General features: G+C 63.9%; 17 protein-coding genes. 10 read left to right on the top strand and 7 right to left on the bottom strand.

What is annotated here, in order from left to right; translation table 11 throughout:
* Positions 1–2: 2 nt before the first annotated feature.
* Positions 3–1,370, bottom strand: a complete 1,368-nt coding sequence (locus tag ATO9_RS16045; protein ID WP_043751439.1) for a nitroreductase family protein — start codon at positions 1,368–1,370, stop codon at positions 3–5.
* 226 nt (positions 1,371–1,596) lie between these two features.
* Between ATO9_RS16045 and dctP the strand changes: the two genes are divergently transcribed.
* The 3 genes from dctP (at position 1,597) to ATO9_RS16030 (ending at position 4,566) form a co-directional block, all read left to right on the top strand.
* Positions 1,597–2,613: a TRAP transporter substrate-binding protein DctP gene (gene dctP / locus ATO9_RS16040; protein ID WP_043751436.1), complete on the top strand. Its 1,017-nt coding sequence runs from the start codon at positions 1,597–1,599 to the stop codon at positions 2,611–2,613.
* Positions 2,614–2,697: 84 nt separating this feature from the next.
* A complete protein-coding gene (locus ATO9_RS16035) occupies positions 2,698–3,243 on the top strand; it encodes a TRAP transporter small permease subunit (RefSeq protein ID WP_043751433.1) in 546 nt (181 codons plus the stop codon).
* Positions 3,244–3,255: 12 nt separating this feature from the next.
* On the top strand, positions 3,256–4,566 hold the full coding sequence (locus ATO9_RS16030; protein WP_043751430.1) for a TRAP transporter large permease: 1,311 nt from the start codon (positions 3,256–3,258) through the stop codon (positions 4,564–4,566).
* A gap of 91 nt (positions 4,567–4,657) precedes the next feature.
* On the opposite strand, the gene ATO9_RS16025 is transcribed toward ATO9_RS16030, so the two are convergent.
* The 3 genes from ATO9_RS16025 to ATO9_RS16015 are packed head-to-tail and all read right to left on the bottom strand — an operon-like array spanning position 4,658 to position 8,702.
* Positions 4,658–5,992 carry an MmgE/PrpD family protein gene (locus ATO9_RS16025; protein ID WP_043751426.1) on the bottom strand — a complete coding sequence of 445 codons (1,335 nt, stop codon included), beginning with the start codon at positions 5,990–5,992 and terminating at the stop codon, positions 4,658–4,660.
* Entirely contained in the window at positions 5,989–7,344 is a 1,356-nt protein-coding gene (locus tag ATO9_RS16020) for an FAD-dependent oxidoreductase (RefSeq protein ID WP_043751423.1), read from the bottom strand. Before ATO9_RS16020 ends, ATO9_RS16025 begins: the two co-directional genes overlap by 4 nt.
* Positions 7,341–8,702 (bottom strand): MmgE/PrpD family protein, encoded by a 1,362-nt coding sequence (locus ATO9_RS16015; protein ID WP_052418384.1) that lies wholly within the window; start codon positions 8,700–8,702, stop codon positions 7,341–7,343. Before ATO9_RS16015 ends, ATO9_RS16020 begins: the two co-directional genes overlap by 4 nt.
* Positions 8,703–8,836: 134 nt before the next feature.
* Between ATO9_RS16015 and ATO9_RS16010 the strand changes: the two genes are divergently transcribed.
* Positions 8,837–9,214: a VOC family protein gene (locus ATO9_RS16010; protein ID WP_043751420.1), complete on the top strand. Its 378-nt coding sequence runs from the start codon at positions 8,837–8,839 to the stop codon at positions 9,212–9,214.
* Here ATO9_RS16010 and leuD read toward each other — a convergent pair.
* The 3 genes from leuD to ATO9_RS15995 are packed head-to-tail and all read right to left on the bottom strand — an operon-like array spanning position 9,211 to position 12,034.
* Positions 9,211–9,813 (bottom strand): 3-isopropylmalate dehydratase small subunit, encoded by a 603-nt coding sequence (gene leuD, locus ATO9_RS16005; RefSeq protein ID WP_043751416.1) that lies wholly within the window; start codon positions 9,811–9,813, stop codon positions 9,211–9,213. The two genes, ATO9_RS16010 and leuD, sit on opposite strands and share 4 nt — an antisense overlap.
* Positions 9,813–11,216, bottom strand: coding sequence for a 3-isopropylmalate dehydratase large subunit (leuC, locus tag ATO9_RS16000; RefSeq protein ID WP_043751414.1), 1,404 nt, complete (start codon positions 11,214–11,216; stop codon positions 9,813–9,815). The genes leuD and leuC overlap by 1 nt, the downstream gene beginning before the upstream one ends.
* A 2-nt stretch (positions 11,217–11,218) precedes the next feature.
* Positions 11,219–12,034 carry a GntR family transcriptional regulator gene (locus tag ATO9_RS15995; RefSeq protein ID WP_052418389.1) on the bottom strand — a complete coding sequence of 272 codons (816 nt, stop codon included), beginning with the start codon at positions 12,032–12,034 and terminating at the stop codon, positions 11,219–11,221.
* 125 nt (positions 12,035–12,159) lie between these two features.
* Here ATO9_RS15995 and ATO9_RS15990 point away from each other — a divergent pair, with 125 nt between their 5' ends.
* Genes ATO9_RS15990 through ATO9_RS15965 form a run of 6 tightly spaced genes read left to right on the top strand, consistent with a single transcriptional unit; the run spans position 12,160 to position 19,316 of the window.
* Positions 12,160–12,723 (top strand): nuclear transport factor 2 family protein, encoded by a 564-nt coding sequence (locus tag ATO9_RS15990; RefSeq protein WP_043751406.1) that lies wholly within the window; start codon positions 12,160–12,162, stop codon positions 12,721–12,723.
* The gene (locus tag ATO9_RS15985) at positions 12,716–14,407 is read left to right on the top strand and encodes a hydantoinase B/oxoprolinase family protein (protein ID WP_043751403.1); all 1,692 of its coding nucleotides are present in this window, start codon (positions 12,716–12,718) and stop codon (positions 14,405–14,407) included. Before ATO9_RS15990 ends, ATO9_RS15985 begins: the two co-directional genes overlap by 8 nt.
* The gene (locus ATO9_RS15980; RefSeq protein WP_043751400.1) at positions 14,404–16,467 is read left to right on the top strand and encodes a hydantoinase/oxoprolinase family protein; all 2,064 of its coding nucleotides are present in this window, start codon (positions 14,404–14,406) and stop codon (positions 16,465–16,467) included. Before ATO9_RS15985 ends, ATO9_RS15980 begins: the two co-directional genes overlap by 4 nt.
* Before the next feature lies 1 nt (position 16,468).
* Positions 16,469–17,086, top strand: a complete 618-nt coding sequence (locus ATO9_RS15975; RefSeq protein ID WP_043751397.1) for a cysteine hydrolase family protein — start codon at positions 16,469–16,471, stop codon at positions 17,084–17,086.
* Entirely contained in the window at positions 17,083–17,952 is an 870-nt protein-coding gene (locus ATO9_RS15970; RefSeq protein WP_043751394.1) for an isocitrate lyase/PEP mutase family protein, read from the top strand. Before ATO9_RS15975 ends, ATO9_RS15970 begins: the two co-directional genes overlap by 4 nt.
* Positions 17,949–19,316, top strand: coding sequence for an FAD-dependent oxidoreductase (locus tag ATO9_RS15965; protein WP_043751391.1), 1,368 nt, complete (start codon positions 17,949–17,951; stop codon positions 19,314–19,316). Before ATO9_RS15970 ends, ATO9_RS15965 begins: the two co-directional genes overlap by 4 nt.
* The last annotated feature ends 10 nt before the right edge of the window (positions 19,317–19,326 follow it).

Here is a 19,326-nt window from a genome sequence, read left to right as displayed (position 1 = left end):
GGTCATGTCCGCCGGGCACGCAGGGCGAATAGGCGACCCGTTTCCGCGTCATCTCCGTCGAGGCGTTCGGCATCGCCTGTCGCTTCGCGGCCGATACCGCATGCTACCTCGATCTCGAACCTCGCCTTGACGAGGTCCCCCAAACTCGACGCCTCGATAGGCGTGAAAGGTCCCTGATTGGGAACCTGGCCGACGGATTCAACGTCACGCCAGTGCGCTCCATAAGCGGAAGACATGTTTCGACTGCTCAGCACGACATGCCCGCCGGGCCGCAGGATACGCTTCACATCGTCCAGCAACGCCTCCGGGTCTGGCACATGTTCGAGGACCTGAGGAAGAACGACAAGGTCCATGCTCTGATCGGCATAGGGCAGTTTGCCCCCGGCCATCAGGTCGAAGCTGAGAGCCTTTCGGACAACGCCCTCCTGTTTCAGACGTTCCCGGATGAAGTCCAGGTTCGGCTGGGCGAGTTCGGCAACATGCAAGTGAGCATCCACGGAAAGTGCGGCATCCAGCGCGACGGTCGAGGTGCCGCTCCAAGGCATGACCTCGACCACGTCATGGGCGGTCGGTGGCAACAGGGAATGTTCGACGCCCTGCGCGTCCCCCTGACGGCGCGAGACATAGACCCCGGCCAGAGGTGATTTCGCCCAGACCGAATATCCCCGGAAATCGGCTATCTGGTCCCAGCTCCACCGGGTCGGGTCCCATTCCGCAAAGGGGTTGCTGGCATTGCCGATCTCGAAATACGGGTAGGCCTTGGCCGGCTTTGCAGGATAAACGGCGTGATCGGGGCGCGAGAATGTGCCGAAGGACATGACCTCCTCCAGCGGGCGTCTTGGCGCCTTCATCTGCGGGGCGGTCGGACGCGGCGTGCCGATGGCCAGCGCCCCCTGAAGTTCGAAAGTTGACGGCAGGTCCAGCATATCGTGCAGGGCCGCGTGGTCGCCGATACCTGCGTTCCAGATACAGGCGTAACCGCGCAGATGGGCCGACAGCATCATGTGATAGCACGCCGCCGCGACGGATTGCACGATCGAGAAATTCCCGTGGGTCCACCCTTTCTGGAAACACAGGTAGATCAGCGCGGAACAGGTTTCGAAATGCGGGTTGCCGCCCGCGATCTCGGTCGCGCGGCGTTTGGCCTCCGGCTCTGTCACGATGATGAAATGCCAGTTCTGCTGGTTGCACGACGACGGAGCCTGCACGCCATCCGCCACGATTGCCGCCAACAGGTCGGGATCCATTGGCGAATGATCAAAATCTCGGCAGGAAAATCGCGAAGCCAGACGATCGAGAATCTGTCGCGCCTCTTCCGAGGTCGTGCCTGCCGCTGCCACTTGCGAGCTGGTCTGGTCTGTCTGCGCCATGGAAATAGCCTCTCCGCCACTTGTTTTATTGACAAAACGCATCACTGCCTCAAACTTGTCAACAGTTGACCGCATGTCGTTCAGGCTGGGCCGGGTTGCACAAAAAGCGCGCTTTTGGCGATCCGGGAGGAAACGAATAATGGACAAACACGTCTGGAACCTGCACGATAAGCTGTCTACTTCTTAATACCAGTGCCCGGTTAGGGCCGCAAACAGGGAGATAAGAATGTTCACATCCTTCAAGGCAATCTGCGCCGCAACCGCGGTTGTTGGAGCCACGGCAGTCGCTGCCCAGGCCGAGACGACGCTGCGTTGGGGCCATTACCTGTCCGATTCGCCTTACGTTCAGACCGAGAAGGACTTCGCAGCCGCCGTCGAAGAGCGGACCGAAGGCCGGGTCAAGATCGAGGTCACCTATGCCGGTGGCCTGGGCGCGGGCAACGAACTGCTGACCCTCGCAGGTCGTGGCGCCATCGACATGGCCGCTGTCGTGCCGGGCTACTACTCGGACCAACTGCTGTTCTGGCGCGTGTTCCAGACGCCTTTCGTCTTCGACACGCCGCGTGAGGCGATGGAGAAAGCCGGTGCTGTGGACGAGCAGTTCGAGTCCTTCCAGGAAGAACTGTCCAAGTTTGGCGTCAAATACCTGTTCCACCAACCGCTCGGCGCCTACTACCTGACCGGCCCGGACGAGAACTGCACGACTGTCGAAGCGCTGGAAGGCAAGAAGATCCGTTCCTTCGGGGCCGACATCCCGAAAGCCCACGAGGCCATCGGTGCGGTTCCGGTCAGTGTCGGTGTTGGCGACGTCTACGAAGCGCTGCAGCGCGGGTCGCTTGACTATTCGTTCCTGAACCGTGGCAACGTGCTGGCCTATCGCTTGTTCGAACCGGCGAAGTTCAGCTGCGGCCCGGTCATGTCGATCGCAGGCCACCTGATCGTCATCAACGAGCGCACCTTCAACGGTATTTCCGAAGAAGATCAGGCCGTGATCCTCGAAGAAGCCGGCAAGGCCGCCGAAGCCTATATCGACAACATCGAGAAGATCGAGGATGACGCGGAAACCCAGATCGTTGCCGAAGGCGGCGTCGTGAAGGAATTCCCGCAATCCGAACTGGATGCCTGGAAGGCCGCTGCGCCCGACATGCTGCAGGCCTGGGTCGACGACATGGCCAACCGTGGTCTTGGCGATGAAGCGTCTGCCGTCGCAGCATTCCTCGGCGACGAAGCCGCATCCAACTGAGCGATGTGCTAATATCGGACGGCGGGCCTTGCGGGGCCCGTCGTCTTCTTCACTATCTTCAGTCGAAGATCACAGGAGCTTCTCTTGGCGCTAATTGAACGGTTCGTAGAACGTCTGGCCCTGGCCGTCCTGCTCATTGGCGGGCTCGGGATGTTGATGTCGATGTTCATGGGGGTGACGGATATCGTCGGAACCCAGGTTCTCAACACCCCTGTCCCCGGGCCGCGCGAACTGACCGAAAGCACGATGGTGCTGATCGTCTTCGGGGCCCTGACCTACGCGCAATTGCGCCGAGCCCATATCCGGGTCGAGATCGTCTACCTCCGCTCCGGCCCGCGATCCCGCGCGGCAATGGATGTGCTGGCAGACATCTGCGCGCTCATCTTCTTCAGCCTGCTGCTATGGCAGGCCATCAACGAAGCCCGCTATTCCATCCAGATCGGCGAAGCCACGGTCGGCCTGATCCGCTTCCCGCTCTGGCCTGCCCGCGTGACGCTCTGTGCCGGGACGGCGCTGATGATCGTCCGGTTGCTGCTGGATCTCATTATCGATATCGGCCGCATCCGCAGCGGCGCACCGCTCAAGGTGCTGGAAGACGACCCGGTGATGGGTCAGGCGAACTCTAAATGACAGGTTTGGAACATGTTTGATGCAGGTACTGCCGGCATAATCGTCGGCGTATTGCTGGTTTTCTTGCTCACGACCGGCGTGCATATCGGCGTCGCTCTGGGGCTGACCGGGTTCCTCGGGATCCTGTTGTCGATCAACCCGCAGGCCGCGCTGGCCCAGCTGGCAACGGTGCCGTTCTCGACGACGAACAGCTTCAGCCTCGCCGTGATCCCGCTCTTCATCCTGATGGGGGCGCTGGCCAGCCAGGCCGGGTTGACCACCGACCTCTACAAGGCAGCCTATCGCTGGATCGGGCGCGTTTCAGGCGGGTTGGCTATGGCCACCACGATCGCCTCTGCCGCCTTCGGCGCGGCTTGCGGGTCTACCATCGTGAACGCAGCGGTCTTCACCAAGATGGCGATGCCGGAAATGACTCGCTTCGGCTATGACAAGCGTATCTCGGCGGGCTGTATCGCGGCGTCGGGCACGCTGGCCTCGCTGATCCCGCCGTCGATCCTGATGATCGTCTACGCCGTCATCACCGAACAATCGGTGGCCCGTCTGCTGGTCGCCGGCCTTGTACCCGGCCTGATGAGCGCGGGCATCTACATGCTGGGCATCTATCTTTTCGCCAAACGCTGGCCCGAGCTCTGCCCCGTGCCGGACGAGACCTTCACCTTCCGCGAAAAGGTGGATTCGCTGAAAGGCATCTGGGGCATCGGCGTGCTGTTCATCATCGTGATCGGCGGCATATACCTGGGCTTCTTCGTGCCCACCTATGCCGGTGCGGTCGGGGCGTTCGGTGCCTTCCTGATCGTCGCCTTCAAGCGCAAGCTGAACCGCGCGACCCTGCTGGAGACCTTCAAGGATGCCGGGATCACCACTTCGACGATCTTCCTGATCATCATCGGCGGGATCATCTTCGCCCGCTTCCTGACCTATACCGGCCTGGTGCGTGACATCTCGGACTACATGGTCGCGCTGGAGCTGGCACCGATCTGGTACATGCTGGGCTTCGTGGTGCTCTACATCATCCTCGGGATGTTGATCGAACCGATCGGGATCATGGTGATGACCCTGCCTCTGATGTTCCCGATCATGACCAGCGTGGGATACGACCCGATCTGGCTGGGTGTGATCGCGATCAAGCTGGCCGAGATCTCGATGATCACGCCACCGGTGGGGCTGAACGTCTACGTGGTCCGAAGTTCCTCGCCCGTGCCGCTGTCGCTGGAACAGGTCTTTGCCGGGGTCACGCCCTTCCTGCTGATGGACCTGGTGACGCTGGGCCTGCTGATCGCCTTCCCGCAAATCGTGCTGTTCCTGCCCGACCTGATGGGTTGAACCAGCGAACCCTCGGAACTGCCCAGCCCCAATAAAAAGCCGCCGCCGGAATGATCCAGCGGCGGTTTTCGTTTTTCGGCTTGGGAAGGTATTATGTTCGGAGGCACTGGACCAGAGCAGCCACATCCATCGCCAGACCGGCAGAGATGAGCTTGTCGACCTGCTCGGAGCCGAACCGACGCCCGGCATTGGCGCGAAACTTGGCCAACACCTCGTCCTCGGCAATCGCACGCCCCGGGGCCCCGCGCACCGTGTCAACGGAGACATCCCGTTTGGCCCCGTCCGTCTGCGTCACCTCGATCCGGGCGGGGAAACGTCCGGGAAAGCCCGACCCTTCGACCGGGATCATCCTCATTCGCCGGGCCAGCGCGATGACATCGTCACGCGGTTCAGCCTCGAAGCTCGACACGTCGAGCGCGCCATCCATGAGCCTCAGGGCCAGGCAATAGGGCAAGCCCCATTTTCCATCATACCCCGAGGCAGGCGCCTGCCGGCGGGACCAGGCCTCTGCAATCAAGGGTGCTTCTTCCACGGGTACGTGGATCGCCATGCTCTCCACGCTTTCGGCGGTCAGCCCCTGCCTTGCCAGGTCTTCGACCAGTTCGAGGAAAGGATGGATATAGTGGCAACAGGGATAGAGCTTGAAGGCCGCATCACGAAGGTGCCAGACCTCGCCCAGATCAGACAGTTGCGGTGCCAATTGGTCCGGGTCGGCGCCAAAGACGGTCAAGGGTCCGAACCGATGTTCAAGGATGCCCGATGGCCCCGTCATCCCCGCCGCCGCCAGTCGGACAGCCGTCAGGCCGGTATGCGCGGCCCAGCCAGGGTTCAATGCCTTGACGCTCGACCCGTCCTCGAGGAATGCCAGCAGGCCGGATGCCTGCATACCGGCGATCCCAATGGCCGAGGTCAGACCCTTGCGATCCAATCCTGCGACGCGCCCTGCCCCAAGCGCCGCGCCGATGGCCCCCGCCACGGCGGTCACCTGGGCACCGCGAGCCTGAAACGCTCCGGGCGCGGCAGCACCGATCCGGATCATCGCTTCCCACGCCAGGACGTAGGCGCTCATCACGTCACCAGCATTGCCGCCTGCCTGCTCTGCCGCGGCAAGGGCCAGCGGGGCCGCGACAGCGCTGCCGTGAATGACCGAGCCGATATGGGTGTCGTCGTATTCCAGCGAATGGATCAGCGCACCGTTCAGCATCGCGGCCTCCGGCGGCGTGGCGGAGCCACCGTCCAGCGTCGTTGCCGTACCCGGCCCGGAGGTCGCGCGGGTCCAGCCAGCCTGGTCCGGCCCTGCCGAGGCGGCCAACCCGACACCGATCGCATCGAGGAAATGCAGCCGCGCCAGCCTGTCGAGCTCCTCCGGCACGTCCGCCGGGTCAAAGGTCATCGCGAAATCAACAAGTTGTTCAGCGCCCGTCACGATGCGGCCCCGATCTCTTCCATCGCGGTCAGGGCGGCGCGGCGCCCCAGCACGATAGCCGTGATCAAGCCGTTGCCGGACGCATAGCCCATGGCACCGGACTTCCCGCTGATCCCGACCGCGGCCCCGCCGCCGGCAAAGAGGTTGGGGATGACGCCACCGCCGGCTTTTCGGACCCGCGCACCTTCATCGACCATCAAGCCGCCTTGCGTGTGGAACAGCCCGGGCTTCACCCGCGCAATCGCCAAGGGACGCGTCAGCGGCGCGTGTCCGAAGATCGTACGGCCAAATGCATCCGCCACCTCGCCTTTCGCGGCGGCCTCATAGCCTGCAACAGCAGCGTCCAGACCATCCGGGTCGATGCCGGCTTCCAGCGCCAGGGCACGAGGATCGTCGGCCCATTTGATCGCGCCCATTTCCGACATCTCGGCATATTCCTCTTCCGCGAGCGCAATCTCATGGATCGGACGATCATAGACGGCCCAGGCGAATTCGCCTTGGGCCATGACTTTCGCGGCGTAGCCGGAATAGCCGTCATTCTCGTTGCCGAAGCGGCGACCGTCCTGACCGACCAGGATCCCGCCCTTTTCTATCGTGGTCCAGGACAACAATTGCCCCTGGGGATAGGCGACGGCGGCATATCCTTGATACGCCCCCATATTTCCGAGCTCGGCCCCCAGGTTGCGGCCCCAGGTCACGGCCTCCCCGGTGCTGCCATGGGCGCCAAAATACTCGGCCTGTGCGATTTCGGGGCAGAACTCCGCGACCAGCGTGCGATTGGCGGCAAAACCGTTCGTGGCCAGCAGGACCTTCTTCGCGCGGATCGGTTCGCCCGCGACGATGGCACCGACAACGGCCCCATCTTCAACGATCAGGTCATCCGCGGCATTGCCGACGGCCAACGGAATACCTCGCTGATCAACGAAGGACAGAAGGTCATCGACCAGGTCCTGCCCGCGACGCGATTTCGGCGCGTGCAGGCGCTCGACCGTGTGACCGATATGCTTGTAGGCGGTGATCAGCTCCATCCGTGCGCCAAGATCGTCGATCAGCCATTCGCAGACCCGGGCGCATTCCCGCGCAACCATCTCCAGCACGTCATCGGCATCATGGTGCCCGGCAACGGCGATCAGGTCCTGGATCATCTGTTCGGGACTGTCTTCGATCCCTGCGGCTTTCTGAAAACGGCTGCCGGCCCCGGGGATCGACCCCGTGGACAACGAGGAATTCCCTCCCGGCCTGTCCAGTTTCTCCAAAACCGCAACGGTGCCGCCAGCATCGTGCCCCGCAATCGCCGCCGCCAGTCCGCAGGCCCCGGCCCCGATCACCAGCAGGTCAAGTTCTTCGCTCATGCCTTGGTCATCTCCTTCACGGTGTCCGCCCAGCTTGTCGTGAGGCTGCCCGGGTCCAGGTCCATGATCCGCTCCAGAACCGGCCCCATTGCCGGATAGGGCGCCGAAACGATCCCGGCGATCTTGGCGCGGATTTCATCCGGTCCGAATGGCAGGTCCGGACCGCCCCGGGCCGACAGCACCTCTTCGGTCAGGGTGCGGCCGTCCTTCAGCGTCCAGATTACGCGGGTCGGCCGGTCATTCGGCCAGTCCGGCACGGGTTCCCACGGTACGACGCTGACCTTGTGGCGCAACTCTGCCACGCGCGGATGGCTGAGTGCAGGGGCCGAAAACGCTGCAAAGCCGCCTTCGCCATGCACTGCTGCCGTGGCCGCTATATGCTGGATCGAAAACTTTCCTGCGATCGTGGTTTCCGGGTCCGGGTTATCCATGACCCGTGCCTTGTAATGGGTGTCGAGGTGGATGCTTTCGACCTCTTCGACGCTGGCCTGTTGCACCAGTTTCATCGTCGCTTCGATCGCCGCGTGTCCGTATTGGCAGCAGGCGAAGACCTTATGATAGCCATCTGAAATCGCCCAGTTTTCACCCAGCTCACCGGTCAGTTGCGTCAGGTCAGGCGTCGCCCCGAACGCATCCGCAAAGACATCGTGCAACGCCGTCGGCAACCCCTTGATCCCGTGCGCGGCCCAATCCGTCGCGCGCAGGGCCGTCTGTGCCGCGATACCGGGCCAGACATTGCGGACGAGCGAGCCGTTGATCGGATGCGTGTACGGCCCCGGCAGAACCATCGTCGCCGCGCTGGAGATTGCGCCAACCGCGACATCCACCGGCACACGACGCAGCATGGAAATCGCAGCCGCGCCCCCAACGGCCGCTAGGCTGCCGTGCGGGTGAAGGACGAGGTTCGGGAAGGTGAAGCAGCGCGCCACCCGGCCCACGATCTCGTAGCCCAGGACCAATGCACGCAACAGGTCTTCGGTGCTGTGCCCCTCCGCCTCTGCCTCGGCCATCAGGGCGGGAAGGCAATAGATACCGGCGTGGCAGATCACACGGCGATATCCTTCGTCCAGTTCAGCCCAGTCCGAGGCGGAGCCGTTCGCCAGCGCCGCGGAATACCGGTCCATACGTGTGCCGCGCGCATCGAAGACCGACGCTTCGGCCGTACCGGCGCTTTTTGCCACGCCCTCCTGCAAGGCGCGCAATTCCGGCTCGTCCCGTGCGGCCACCATCGCAGCCAGATCGTCCGCCATGACCAGGGCGGCCCGCGTCTTGACGGCCTGCGGAATATCGGACCATTCCCTGCCGGATGCGAAGGTCACCAATTCTGTCAGGGCGTGCCCCGTGGCGTCTGCGTTCATGGTCGATCTCCTCCGCTCACCTCAAAACTGTAAACAGTTGACCGCAGCAACTGTGGGATGTCAAGTTGACCCAAGACGGAAACCGAATGACGCACGCATGCGGCACGGACACCTCAAAAAGGGAAGGAAACAGCATGGCCATCCAGATCAGGACGATCGACCACGTCGTTCTCTATGCCCGGGACCAAGAGGCGCTCGTTTCCTTCTATCGCGACGTTCTGGGCTGCGACGTGGTGCGCCGGAACGAGGCCGTCGGGCTGGTCCACCTACGAGCCGGAACTGCCATGCTGGACATTCTGGCAAGCCCGGATGGAGCCGATGGCAGAAACATGGACCACGTCGCCTTCCGGGTCGAGGCGTTCGACGAGGCCGCGATCGCAGCGCATCTCGACACGTTCGGCATTACACCGACGCCCGCCAAGACCCGCTTCGGGGCCGAGGGCTCTGGCCCCTCGCTGACCTTCAACGACCCGGAGGGCAACACTATCGAATTGAAGGGGCCTTCGACCTAATCGAGGAAGATCCACGGACGCTCTGCCGCGACCCTTTCACGGAACTTGGCGATGTCTTCGGCATGGCTCTGCGTCAGGTCGATATCGTCCCAGCCGTTGATCAGCTTGGTGCGCCGCACAGGGTCGATGGTGAAGGGCACGTCCAACTCGCCCGCCCTGATCCTGCAATTATCCAGGTCGACGTGAAGCGTTACCGGCTCCGCGAGTGCTGTATGCAACCGCTCGGCATCGGTCTCGCTGACGAGAGCCGGCAGCACCCCGTTATTGACGGCGTTGCCGGAGAAGATATCCCCGAAACTTGGCGCAATCACGACCCGGAACCCGGCATCGTAGAGCGCATAAACCGCCGCCTCCCTGGAAGACCCGCCGCCAAAGTTCCTTGCCGCCACCAGGACAGATGCACCATCCGCCCCGTCCCGGTTCAACGGGAAATCCGGGTCCAATTCGTCGCCCTTGCGCCGCATATCATGCAGCAGGAACTTGTCATATCCCTCGGACCGAGGTGCGGACATGAACCGCGCCGGGATCAGCTGGTCGGTATCGACACCTTCGACCGGCAGCGACACGGCCAGCCCTTCATGTTGGCTCCATCCCGCCATCACGCGCGTTCCTTCAGCATGTCACGCACATCCGTCAATTCCCCGGCGACCGCGGCGGCAGCAACCATGGCCGGCGACATCAGGTGGGTACGCGCGCCCGGCCCCTGGCGGCCACGGAAATTCCGGTTGGTGGTTGATGCGCAGCGTTTTCCCGGTGGAACGAGGTCGCCGTTCATGCCGACGCACATCGAACACCCCGCGCCGACCCAGTCGAGGCCGGCCTCTGTAAAGATACGGTCCAAGCCCTCAGCCTCGGCCTGGGCCTTCACGATCATCGACCCGGGCGACACGGTGCCCGGCACCTTCGCCTTTCGGCCAGCCAGAACCTGAGCCGCGGCGCGCAAATCCTCGATACGCGAATTGGTGCAGGACCCGATAAAGACCTGATCGACCTTGGTGCCTGCCAGCGGTCGTCCCGCGGTCAGGCCCATGTAGTCCAGCGCACTTGCCACCTTGGCCGCGCGGCCCTCGGGAAGGCGCGACGGGTCGGGGATGCTGTCGAAGATCGGCAGCGCGTCCTCGGGACTGGTGCCCCAGGTCACGACCGGCGCGATGTCGGCGGCGTCGATCACCTCTTCGCGGTCGAATTCCGCATCCTCATCGGTGCGCAGCTCGGCCCAGTCGGCCAGCGCTCGCTCAAGCTCTGCGCCTTCGGGGGCATAGCGGCGGCCCTTGATATAATCGAATGTCACTTGATCCGGCGCGACCATGCCGAAGCGGCCCCCGCCCTCGATCGACAGGTTGCAAAGGGTCATACGCCCTTCCATCGACAGGTTCCGCACGGCAGCTCCCGCATATTCGATGGCATGGCCGCGCGCCCCGTCTGCCCCCAGCCGGGCAATCCAGCCAAGCGCCATGTCCTTGGCACCCACCCCGGGCGCCAGTTCTCCCTCGAACCGGATGCGCATGGCCTTGGGTTTGACCTGCCAGACCGTCTGGGTGGACAGAACATGTGCCACCTCCGTCGCGCCGATGCCAAAGGCCAGCGCCCCGAAGGCACCATGGGTCGAGGTATGGCTATCACCACAGACAATCAGGCAGCCCGGCAGGGTCAGACCCTGTTCCGGACCGATTACGTGGACGATCCCCTGCCCCGGGTTGCGCAGATCGAAGCAACGGATGCCGTGCTCTTTCGCGTTGACCTCCAGCCGTTGGATCATCGCGCGGATATCGTCGGATGCACCGCCATCGCCGCGGTCCCGCGTCGGCGCGTAATGGTCCACCACAGCGGTCGTCAGCCCCGGTTCTGCCACGGACAAGCCGCGCTCCGCGATCTTTCGGAAGGCATGGTGCGATCCTTCGTGGACAAGGTGGCGATCCACCCAGAGCAGAGAGGCTCCATCGTCACGACGATGCACCTCGTGCGCCTCCCAGAGGCGATCAAGCAACCTAAGCGGCGGCATGTTCAGGATCCTTTGGTTCCGATGACGGGGGCCCAGTGGCGATCTTCGCGGGACCCGACCCGCGACAGTGCCATTTCCAGGCGGAAACGGTCAGGGCGGTACAGGGCCGACAGGAATTCGACCCCCTTGCCCGTATCGTCGCGAACCACCCGTTCGATGGTCAACAACGGTGCCCCGACAGAGATCGAGAGCGCCTCGGCCACTTCGGGGCTGGCCAGCGCGGCCGACACGGTCTGGTCCGCATGATCTATATGCACGCCACCGCGTTCCAGCAGGCGGAACAAAGGCGTCGTGGCCAGATCGGCCTCTGAATAATTGCGCGCGATCTGCTCGGGCACATGCGTGGTAAGATGCGAGAACGGTTCGCCTTCGACCAGTCGGACACGCACCGCGGTCTGCACCCGGTCCGTCGGCTCGAGGTTGAGCGCGGATGCCACGACGGAGGATGGCTGGGCATAGCCATAGGACAGCAGCCGCGCCTCGGTTGCCTGCCCCATCTCGATCAATTGCGGCATCAGGGTCGCGAAATCCCCCGCCAGAACCGAAGCCGACCGCCCCCGTTGGACGATTGTCCCACTGCCTGGGCGTTTCTCGATCATGTGATCGGCATGCAGCGCATCCAGCGCGCGGCGGACCGTGACCCGCGACACCTCGAATTCCTGCGCCAGGCGCTGTTCCCCTGGTAGAGCCGCACCCTCAGGATACTCGCCACGCGCGATTCGATCCTTGAGAAGAAGATAGACACGCCGCGCCTTACCCCCTTCGGGTGGCGCTTGTCCGGCCACGGGGCCCGCGGAATCGACCAAATCTTTCGTCATGCTGCAACCGTAGCGAAACAATTGCGCGTTTCAAGCAAGATGTTCCCTTGCCTTTTCGGATTTCAGTCTTCTAGTATCCATCAAAGCTGTATTAAAAAAGATACAGATAATAGCAGAGAGGGAAAATGCCGATCGTCGAAATCCACTTGCTGGAAGGCTATTCCGATGCGGAGAAGGAACGGCTGGGCCGCTCGCTGACCGCGGCCGTCCAGACCGTCGTGCCCGCCCCGCCCGAAGCGATCACCGTGATGATGCACGAAATGCAGGCAGCGGACTACATGCGCGGCGCCACAAGGCGCACGCCCGCGCCGGCCCTGCCCGACGCAGCGGCAACGGTGCGGGACTTCCTCGACACGATGGAAGCGCGGGACCTGGACAAGGCGCGCACCTTCCTGACCGACGATTTCGTCATGACCTTCCCGACCGGTCGCCGCATGACGGACCTGTCCGACCTCGTCGAGTGGTCAGCGACGCGCTACCGTTTCGTAACCAAGACCTATGACCGTTTCGACACCGCGGCCACGCTGGATGGCCCCGTTGTCTATTGCTTTGGAACCCTGCGTGGCGAATGGCCGGACGGAACCCCGTTCGACAACGTCCGCTTCATCGACCGCTTTGCCCTGCGCGACGGAAAGCTCGCCGTGCAGGATGTCTGGAATGACCTGGAGGCAATGAGACCCCGTGGCTGAAATTGACCCGATAACCCTTGCCGTGCTGGCCGGCCGCATGGAACAGATCGCCGACGAGATGGACGCGACCCTGTTCCGGTCGGCCTTCAACCCGATCATCGCCGAGGCGCATGACGCCTCCCACGGGCTGTACGATGCCGTCAGCGGCGACACGCTCGTTCAGGGCAAGTCCGGCCTGCCGATTTTCGTTGGCGTGATGGCCTTTGCCGTGAAGGCCGTCATCGACAAGGCCGCGCAGGACAAGACGCTGGCGCCCGGCGACACCTGGATCTTCAACGACGCCCATATCGGCGGCACCCACCTGTCCGACATGCGGCTGGTGCGCCCCTATTTGCGGGACGGAGAGATTTTCTGCTACCTCGCCTCTGTCGGCCACTGGCACGACGTGGGCGGCCCGGTGCCCGGCAACTACAACCCGTCAGCCACCGAAGTCTTCCAGGAGGCGCTGGTGTTGCCGCCAGTGAAGCTCCAGCGCGGCGGCGAGCTGCAGCAGGACGTGGTCGACATCATCCTGCGCAACACGCGGATGCAGCAATCGGCCATGGGCGACCTTTCAGGCCAGATGAACGCGCTGGACCTCGGCGTGCGCCGGATGGATGCACTGCTGGATGAATACGGTGCCGAAACCGTAAAGGCCGCGCTGGTCGCTCTTGGAGATCGGGCCGAAACCCTGGCCCGGTCCGAGATTTCCGAGATGCCGGATGGCCGCTGGGAAGCCGAGGACTTCATGGACAATGACGGGATCACGGACGAGGCCCTGCCCGTCCGGGTCGCGCTCGAAGTTCAGGGTGACAAGCTGACGCTTGATTTCACGGGCACCGCGCCGACCTGCGCAGGGCCGATCAATATCGCTCGCCCAACCGCCATTGCCTGCTGTTACGTGGCAATCAAGCACATCTTCCCGTCGCTGCCCGCGAATGCCGGCGTGATGCGGTCGATCGACATCAAGATCCCCGACAATTGCCTTCTGTCCGCGGAATATCCCCTGCCGACCGGCGGCTACACGGAAACCATCCTTCGCATGATCGACGTGATCTTTTCGGCCGCCGCTCAGGCGATGCCGGAAAAGGTTGTGGGCAACGCTTATGGCACGATCAACGCCCTTTCCATCGCCGGCCGTCGTCCGGATGGCAAACGCTGGGTCATGTTCTCGTTCTATGGCGGCGGGCATGGCGGATCGATCGAATCCGACGGCCTGAACCATGGCTCTGCGCCAATCTCGACCGCGACGATCCCGCCCGCGGAGATCCTGGAATCCGCCTACCCCGTCATCTTCCGGCAATGGGCCCTGCGTGACGGCAGCGGCGGCACGGGGATGCATCGGGGTGGCTTGGGCGCCGTCTACGAGATCGAGGTGATGGACGAAAGCGCCGAAGCCTTCCTCTTCGGGGAACGCGGGCGCTTTGCCCCCAAAGGGATTGCAGGCGGCGGCGACGCGGCCAAGAACGTCTTCCACTACGAACAGGATGATGGCTGGCACGAGCCTGCGCTGACCTCGAAGATGGTCGGCATCCCCCTGAAGAAGGGGCAGCGTGTGCGGCTGGAAACGCCCGGCGGCGGTGGCTACGGCCAACCCTCCGAGCGGCCCGCCGCACAGGTCGCCCGAGACGTATCGCTTGGATACATCGACGCGGCGGCAGCAGACGAAGCATACGGAACCGCCTGGCGCGAGGTCGAACAATGAAAACCAAGATGGCCGGTGTCGATGTTGGCGGCACCTTTACCGACGTATTCGTTCTGGACGAGGCCACGGGCGAGGCCCGTGTTGCCAAGGTCCCGACCACCCGCCCGGACCAGTCCGGCGGCTTCCTGGACGGGATCGGGCGCGAAGTGACCGATTTGGGCGAACTGGGCACCGTCGTGCACGGAACGACCGCAGGCACCAACGCCCTGCTGGAACGCAAGGGTGCCAAGATCGGCATCATCACCACCGAAGGCTTCCGCGACACGCTGGAAATGCGCCGTCGCGACAGGCGTCAGACCTGGGGTCTGCGCGGCGATTATGACCCGGTCGTGCCGCGCAACCTCCGCCTTGAAGTCCCCGAGCGGACGCTGGCCGACGGGTCCGTCCTGACGCCCGTCGATATCGACGCGGTGAAGGCTGCCGCTCAATCCCTGCTGGACCAGGGCTGTGCCGCCTGCGCAATCGTCTTCGTCAACGCCTATGCCAATCGCGAAAACGAAGCCGCGGCGGTTGCTGCCGTCCGTGACATCTGGCCGTCCGAACATGTCTCGGCCAGCCACGAGATCCTGCCGGAAATCCGGGAGTTCGAACGGACATCGACAACCGCGCTCAACGCCTATCTCCAGCCCGAAGTGGCCGGCTATCTGGGGCGTCTGGAAACGGCGCTGCGCGATGGCGGCTTTGGCGGCGAGTTCCTGATCGTGCAGTCCAACGGCGGCGTGATGGCCGTCGACACGGCCTGCCAACTGCCCGTGCGCACCGCGCTGTCGGGCCCCGCGGCGGGCGTGATCGCGGCGGGGTACATTGCCAGCACGGCAGGGTTCCCGAACATCATCACCGGCGACATGGGTGGCACGTCCTTCGACGTCTCGCTGATTGCCGATGGCGAACCCAGCCTCGCGCCCCAAACATCAATCGACTTCGGCATGGTCGTCCGCACCCCGATGATCGAGATCACGACGATCGGTGCCGGTGGCGGCTCCATCGCCTGGGTCGACAAGGGCGGGCTGCTGAACATCGGGCCGGAAAGCGCGGGCTCGAACCCCGGGCCGGTAGCCTATGGGCAGGGCAATACCCGCCCGACCGTGACCGACGCCAACGTGGTTCTGGGCCGGATCGACCCGGACCGCCCCATCGGCGGCAAGTTGGACCGCCTGGACGTCGAAGCCGCGTCGAAGGCTATCGACGAACATGTGGGCCAGCCCCTGGGGCTCGATACGCTGTCGGCGGCCGAAGCGATCCTGAAGGTCGCTAATTCGCGCATGGCCGGGGCGATCCGCCTCGTGTCGATCGAGCGCGGCCACAACCCCCGCCACTTTGCGTTCATGCCGTTTGGCGGCGGCGGGGCCCTGCACACGGGCGCCATGCTGTCCGAAGTGGGCATCGCATCGGCGATCATCCCGCGCTATCCCGGCGTGACCTCGGCCATGGGCTGCGTGATCGCCGATATGCGCCAGGACTTCGTTCAGACAGTCAACGCCCTGGCGCACGAAGCCGACACCACGCGCATCGCCGAGATCATCGAGGAACACCGCGTTCGCGGCCTGAAGCTTCTCGACGATGCGGGCGTGACCTTCGAAGGGCGCGACATCGTGGTCGAACTGGACATGGCCTATGTCGGCCAGACGCATACCGTGTCGGTCCCGCTGACTATAAATGTCGGCGAGGATGGCGTGACCGCCCCCACCCACGACGAGATTGGAGAGGCCTTCGACGCCGCCTATATGGCAAGCTTCGGGCGTCTGCTGGAGGGCGGCGTGCGCCGTATCCTGAACCTGCGCACGGCCGTGATCGGCCGCCGGCCCAAGTTCGACCTCAGCACGCTGGCCCCGACGAACGATGGCAAAGCCGAAGACAGCCTGCGCACCACGCGCAAGGTCCATGTCGGCGGTGACTGGCACGACACGCCGATCTACACCCGCCTGACCCTGCCGGTCGGGACGGTGATCGACGGTCCGGCCATCCTCGAACAGCCGGACACGACGATCCTGATCGAACCGGACCTCAAGGGCACCGTCGACCAGTTCGGCAACGTCGTCATCGAACGGAAGGAGGCCTGACATGGCCACTCACAGTTTCGACCCTTCACGAACGGCACTCGTGACCATCGACTTGCAGAACGACTTTCTGCATCCAGATGGCGCCTATGGCCGGGCCGGATTGGGCACCGACGAAATCGCGGCCCTGCCGGGACGCGTGAAGCCTGTCATCGATGCCCTGCGCGACAAGGGCGGCAGCTATGTCTCGGCCCAGTTCACGCTGGTTCCGGGGCCGGGCGGAGAGCCACTGATCGCCCCGCACTTGAAAGAGCTGCGACCATTCCTCGGCAAGGGTGACTTCAAGCCCGGCGCATGGGGCCACACCGTCGTCGACCTGCTTCAGGAACCCGATTATGTCGTTGAAAAGGTGAACTATTCCGCCTTCTTCCAGACGCGCCTGGAATACATCCTGCGTGCGCTGAAGGTGGACACGCTGATCATCGGCGGCATCGTCACCAATGGCGGCGTGGCCAGCACCGTGCGCGACGCCCACCTGCGCGACATCCACACGATACTGCTGACCGACGGGTGCGGCGCATTCAAACCCGAGGTCCAGCAGGCCACGCTCACCTCGCTGGGGTCCGTCTGCGATCAGATGACCTGTGAAGAAGCGGAAACCATGATCCGGAGCGCAACATGACCCGCAGCCTGAAATCCCTCCTCGCCCGGCCCGAGATCCTGGTCGCCCCCGGTGTCTACGACGCCCTGACCGCCGCATCGGCCGAAGCCGCCGGGTTCGAGGCCGTCTACCTCTCCGGGGCAGCTGTCGCCTACACGCGGCTTGGACAGCCGGATATTGGCCTATCGACGATGACCGAGATGGCGGAAACCCTGTCGCTGATCAGTGACCGGATCAATCTGCCCATCGTCATCGACGCCGATACCGGGTTCGGCAATGCCCTGAACGCGGGCCGAACGATGCAGGTCTATGAAAAGGCCGGGGCCTCTGCCCTGCAGGTCGAAGATCAGACATTCCCCAAACGCTGCGGTCACCTGAAGGACAAGAGCCTGATCTCGGCGCAGGAAATGGCATCGAAGATCGCGATCATGGCCGATACCCGCAAGAGCGACGAAACCCTCATTATCGCCCGCACCGACGCACTGGCGGTCGAAGGCTACGACGCCGCCATCGAACGTGCGGAGCGCTATGTCGAAGCCGGCGCCGACATGCTGTTCATCGAGGCTCCGCGCTCCCGCGAGGAATTGGAAACCATCGCAGACCACTTCAAGGGTCGCGTGCCCCTGATGGCCAACATGGTCGAAGGCGGCACGACCCCGATCCAGGGCAAGGACGACTTGCAGAACATCGGCTATTCCTTCGTGATCTTCCCGGGTGGCATCGTGCGTGCCCTGCTGAAATCCATGGAGGATTACTACGCCAGCCTCTACGCCACCGGATCGAACAAGGCGTTTTCCGACCGGATGTACGATTTCGGCACGCTGAACGAAAAGCTGGGCACCGACGCGATCCTCGAACGGGGGCGCCGATACGAGGAAGGATCATGACCGACCTGCTGCCCCCGCCGTCAGACGGGTTCGAGGTGTCCGCCGAAGTGCTAGTCATCGGCTCCGGCGCGGCGGGCATGATCGCGGCCCTGACCGCCCATGAACGCGGCCGCGAGGTCATCGTGCTGGAGGCCGACGCGGTCCCCTCGGGTTCGACCGCCCTGTCCGCCGGATTGATCCCCGCGCCCGGCACCCGCGTGCAGCGCGAGGCCGGCATCGAGGACAACGCAGAGCTTTTCGCCCAGGACATCATGGACAAGGCAAAGGGCAAGAACGATCCCGACCTCGTCGCGGCCCTGGCGGGCGGCGCGGCGGAGGTGATCGACTGGTTGACGGACAACTATGACCTACCCTTCTCGGTCGTGTCGGATTTCAGTTATCCGGGCCATTCACGGCGGCGCATGCATGGCTTGCCCTCGCGCGCGGGCCGTGAACTGGTCGACCGGCTGCGCGCCACATTGGAGGCACAAGGCATTCCCATCGTCACGGAGCGGCGCGTCGAACAACTGCATGCTTCCGAGGACGGTAAAGTCGTGGGTGTCACATCGGTCCTGCCGGACGGGTCGACCGAACAGATCGGCTGCGACGCCCTTATCCTTGCGTGCAACGGCTTTGGCGGCAATCGCGAGATGGTGGGCCGCTACATGCCCGAGATCGAGGATGCGATCTATTTCGGCCATACTGGCAATCGCGGCGACGCGATCCGCTGGGGCGAAGCGCTTGGCGCAGCCACGGACCATCTGGGGGCCTACCAGGGTCATGGCAACGTGGCGCACCCCCATGGCATCCTGATTTCCTGGGCCGTCATCACCGAAGGCGGCGTTCAGGTGAATATCGAGGGCAAACGCTTTTGGAACGAAATGCAGGGCTATTCCGAGGCTGCGCGCGCCGTGCTGGCCCAGCCCGAAGGCATTGCCTGGGCCATTTTCGACGACCGTATCGCCGGGATCGCGCGCCAATTCGCCGATTTCCAAGACGCCGAAGCGCAGGGCGCCATACTGACGGCAGACACGATCGCCGAATTGGCCGGGAAATGCCGCCTGCCCGTCGATGCACTTGAAACCACGATGGCGGGGATCGGACAGGGTGAAGACCCTTTCGGCCGCAGCTTTGACGCTGACAAGGCGCTCAAGGCTCCCTACTGCGCCGTACGCGTCACCGGCACGCTCTTCCACACCCAGGGCGGGTTGGACGTGACACCCGATGCGCGCGTGAAACGGAACGGAGGCGGTGTCTTCGACAATCTCTATGCCGTGGGCGGGGCCGCAACCGGCGTTTCCGGCACCGGCGATTATGGCTACCTGTCCGGCAACGGATTGCTGGCGGCCGTGGTCCTGGGGCGCAAGGCTGGTCTGAACGCCTGACGCGTCTCAT

Origin of the sequence: Pseudooceanicola atlanticus, assembly GCF_000768315.1 — a bacterium.
Taxonomy (GTDB): Bacteria; Pseudomonadota; Alphaproteobacteria; order Rhodobacterales; family Rhodobacteraceae; genus Pseudooceanicola; species Pseudooceanicola atlanticus.
The sequence above is the reverse complement of the archived record's forward strand: the minus strand, read 5'-3'. Positions and strand labels throughout refer to the sequence as shown.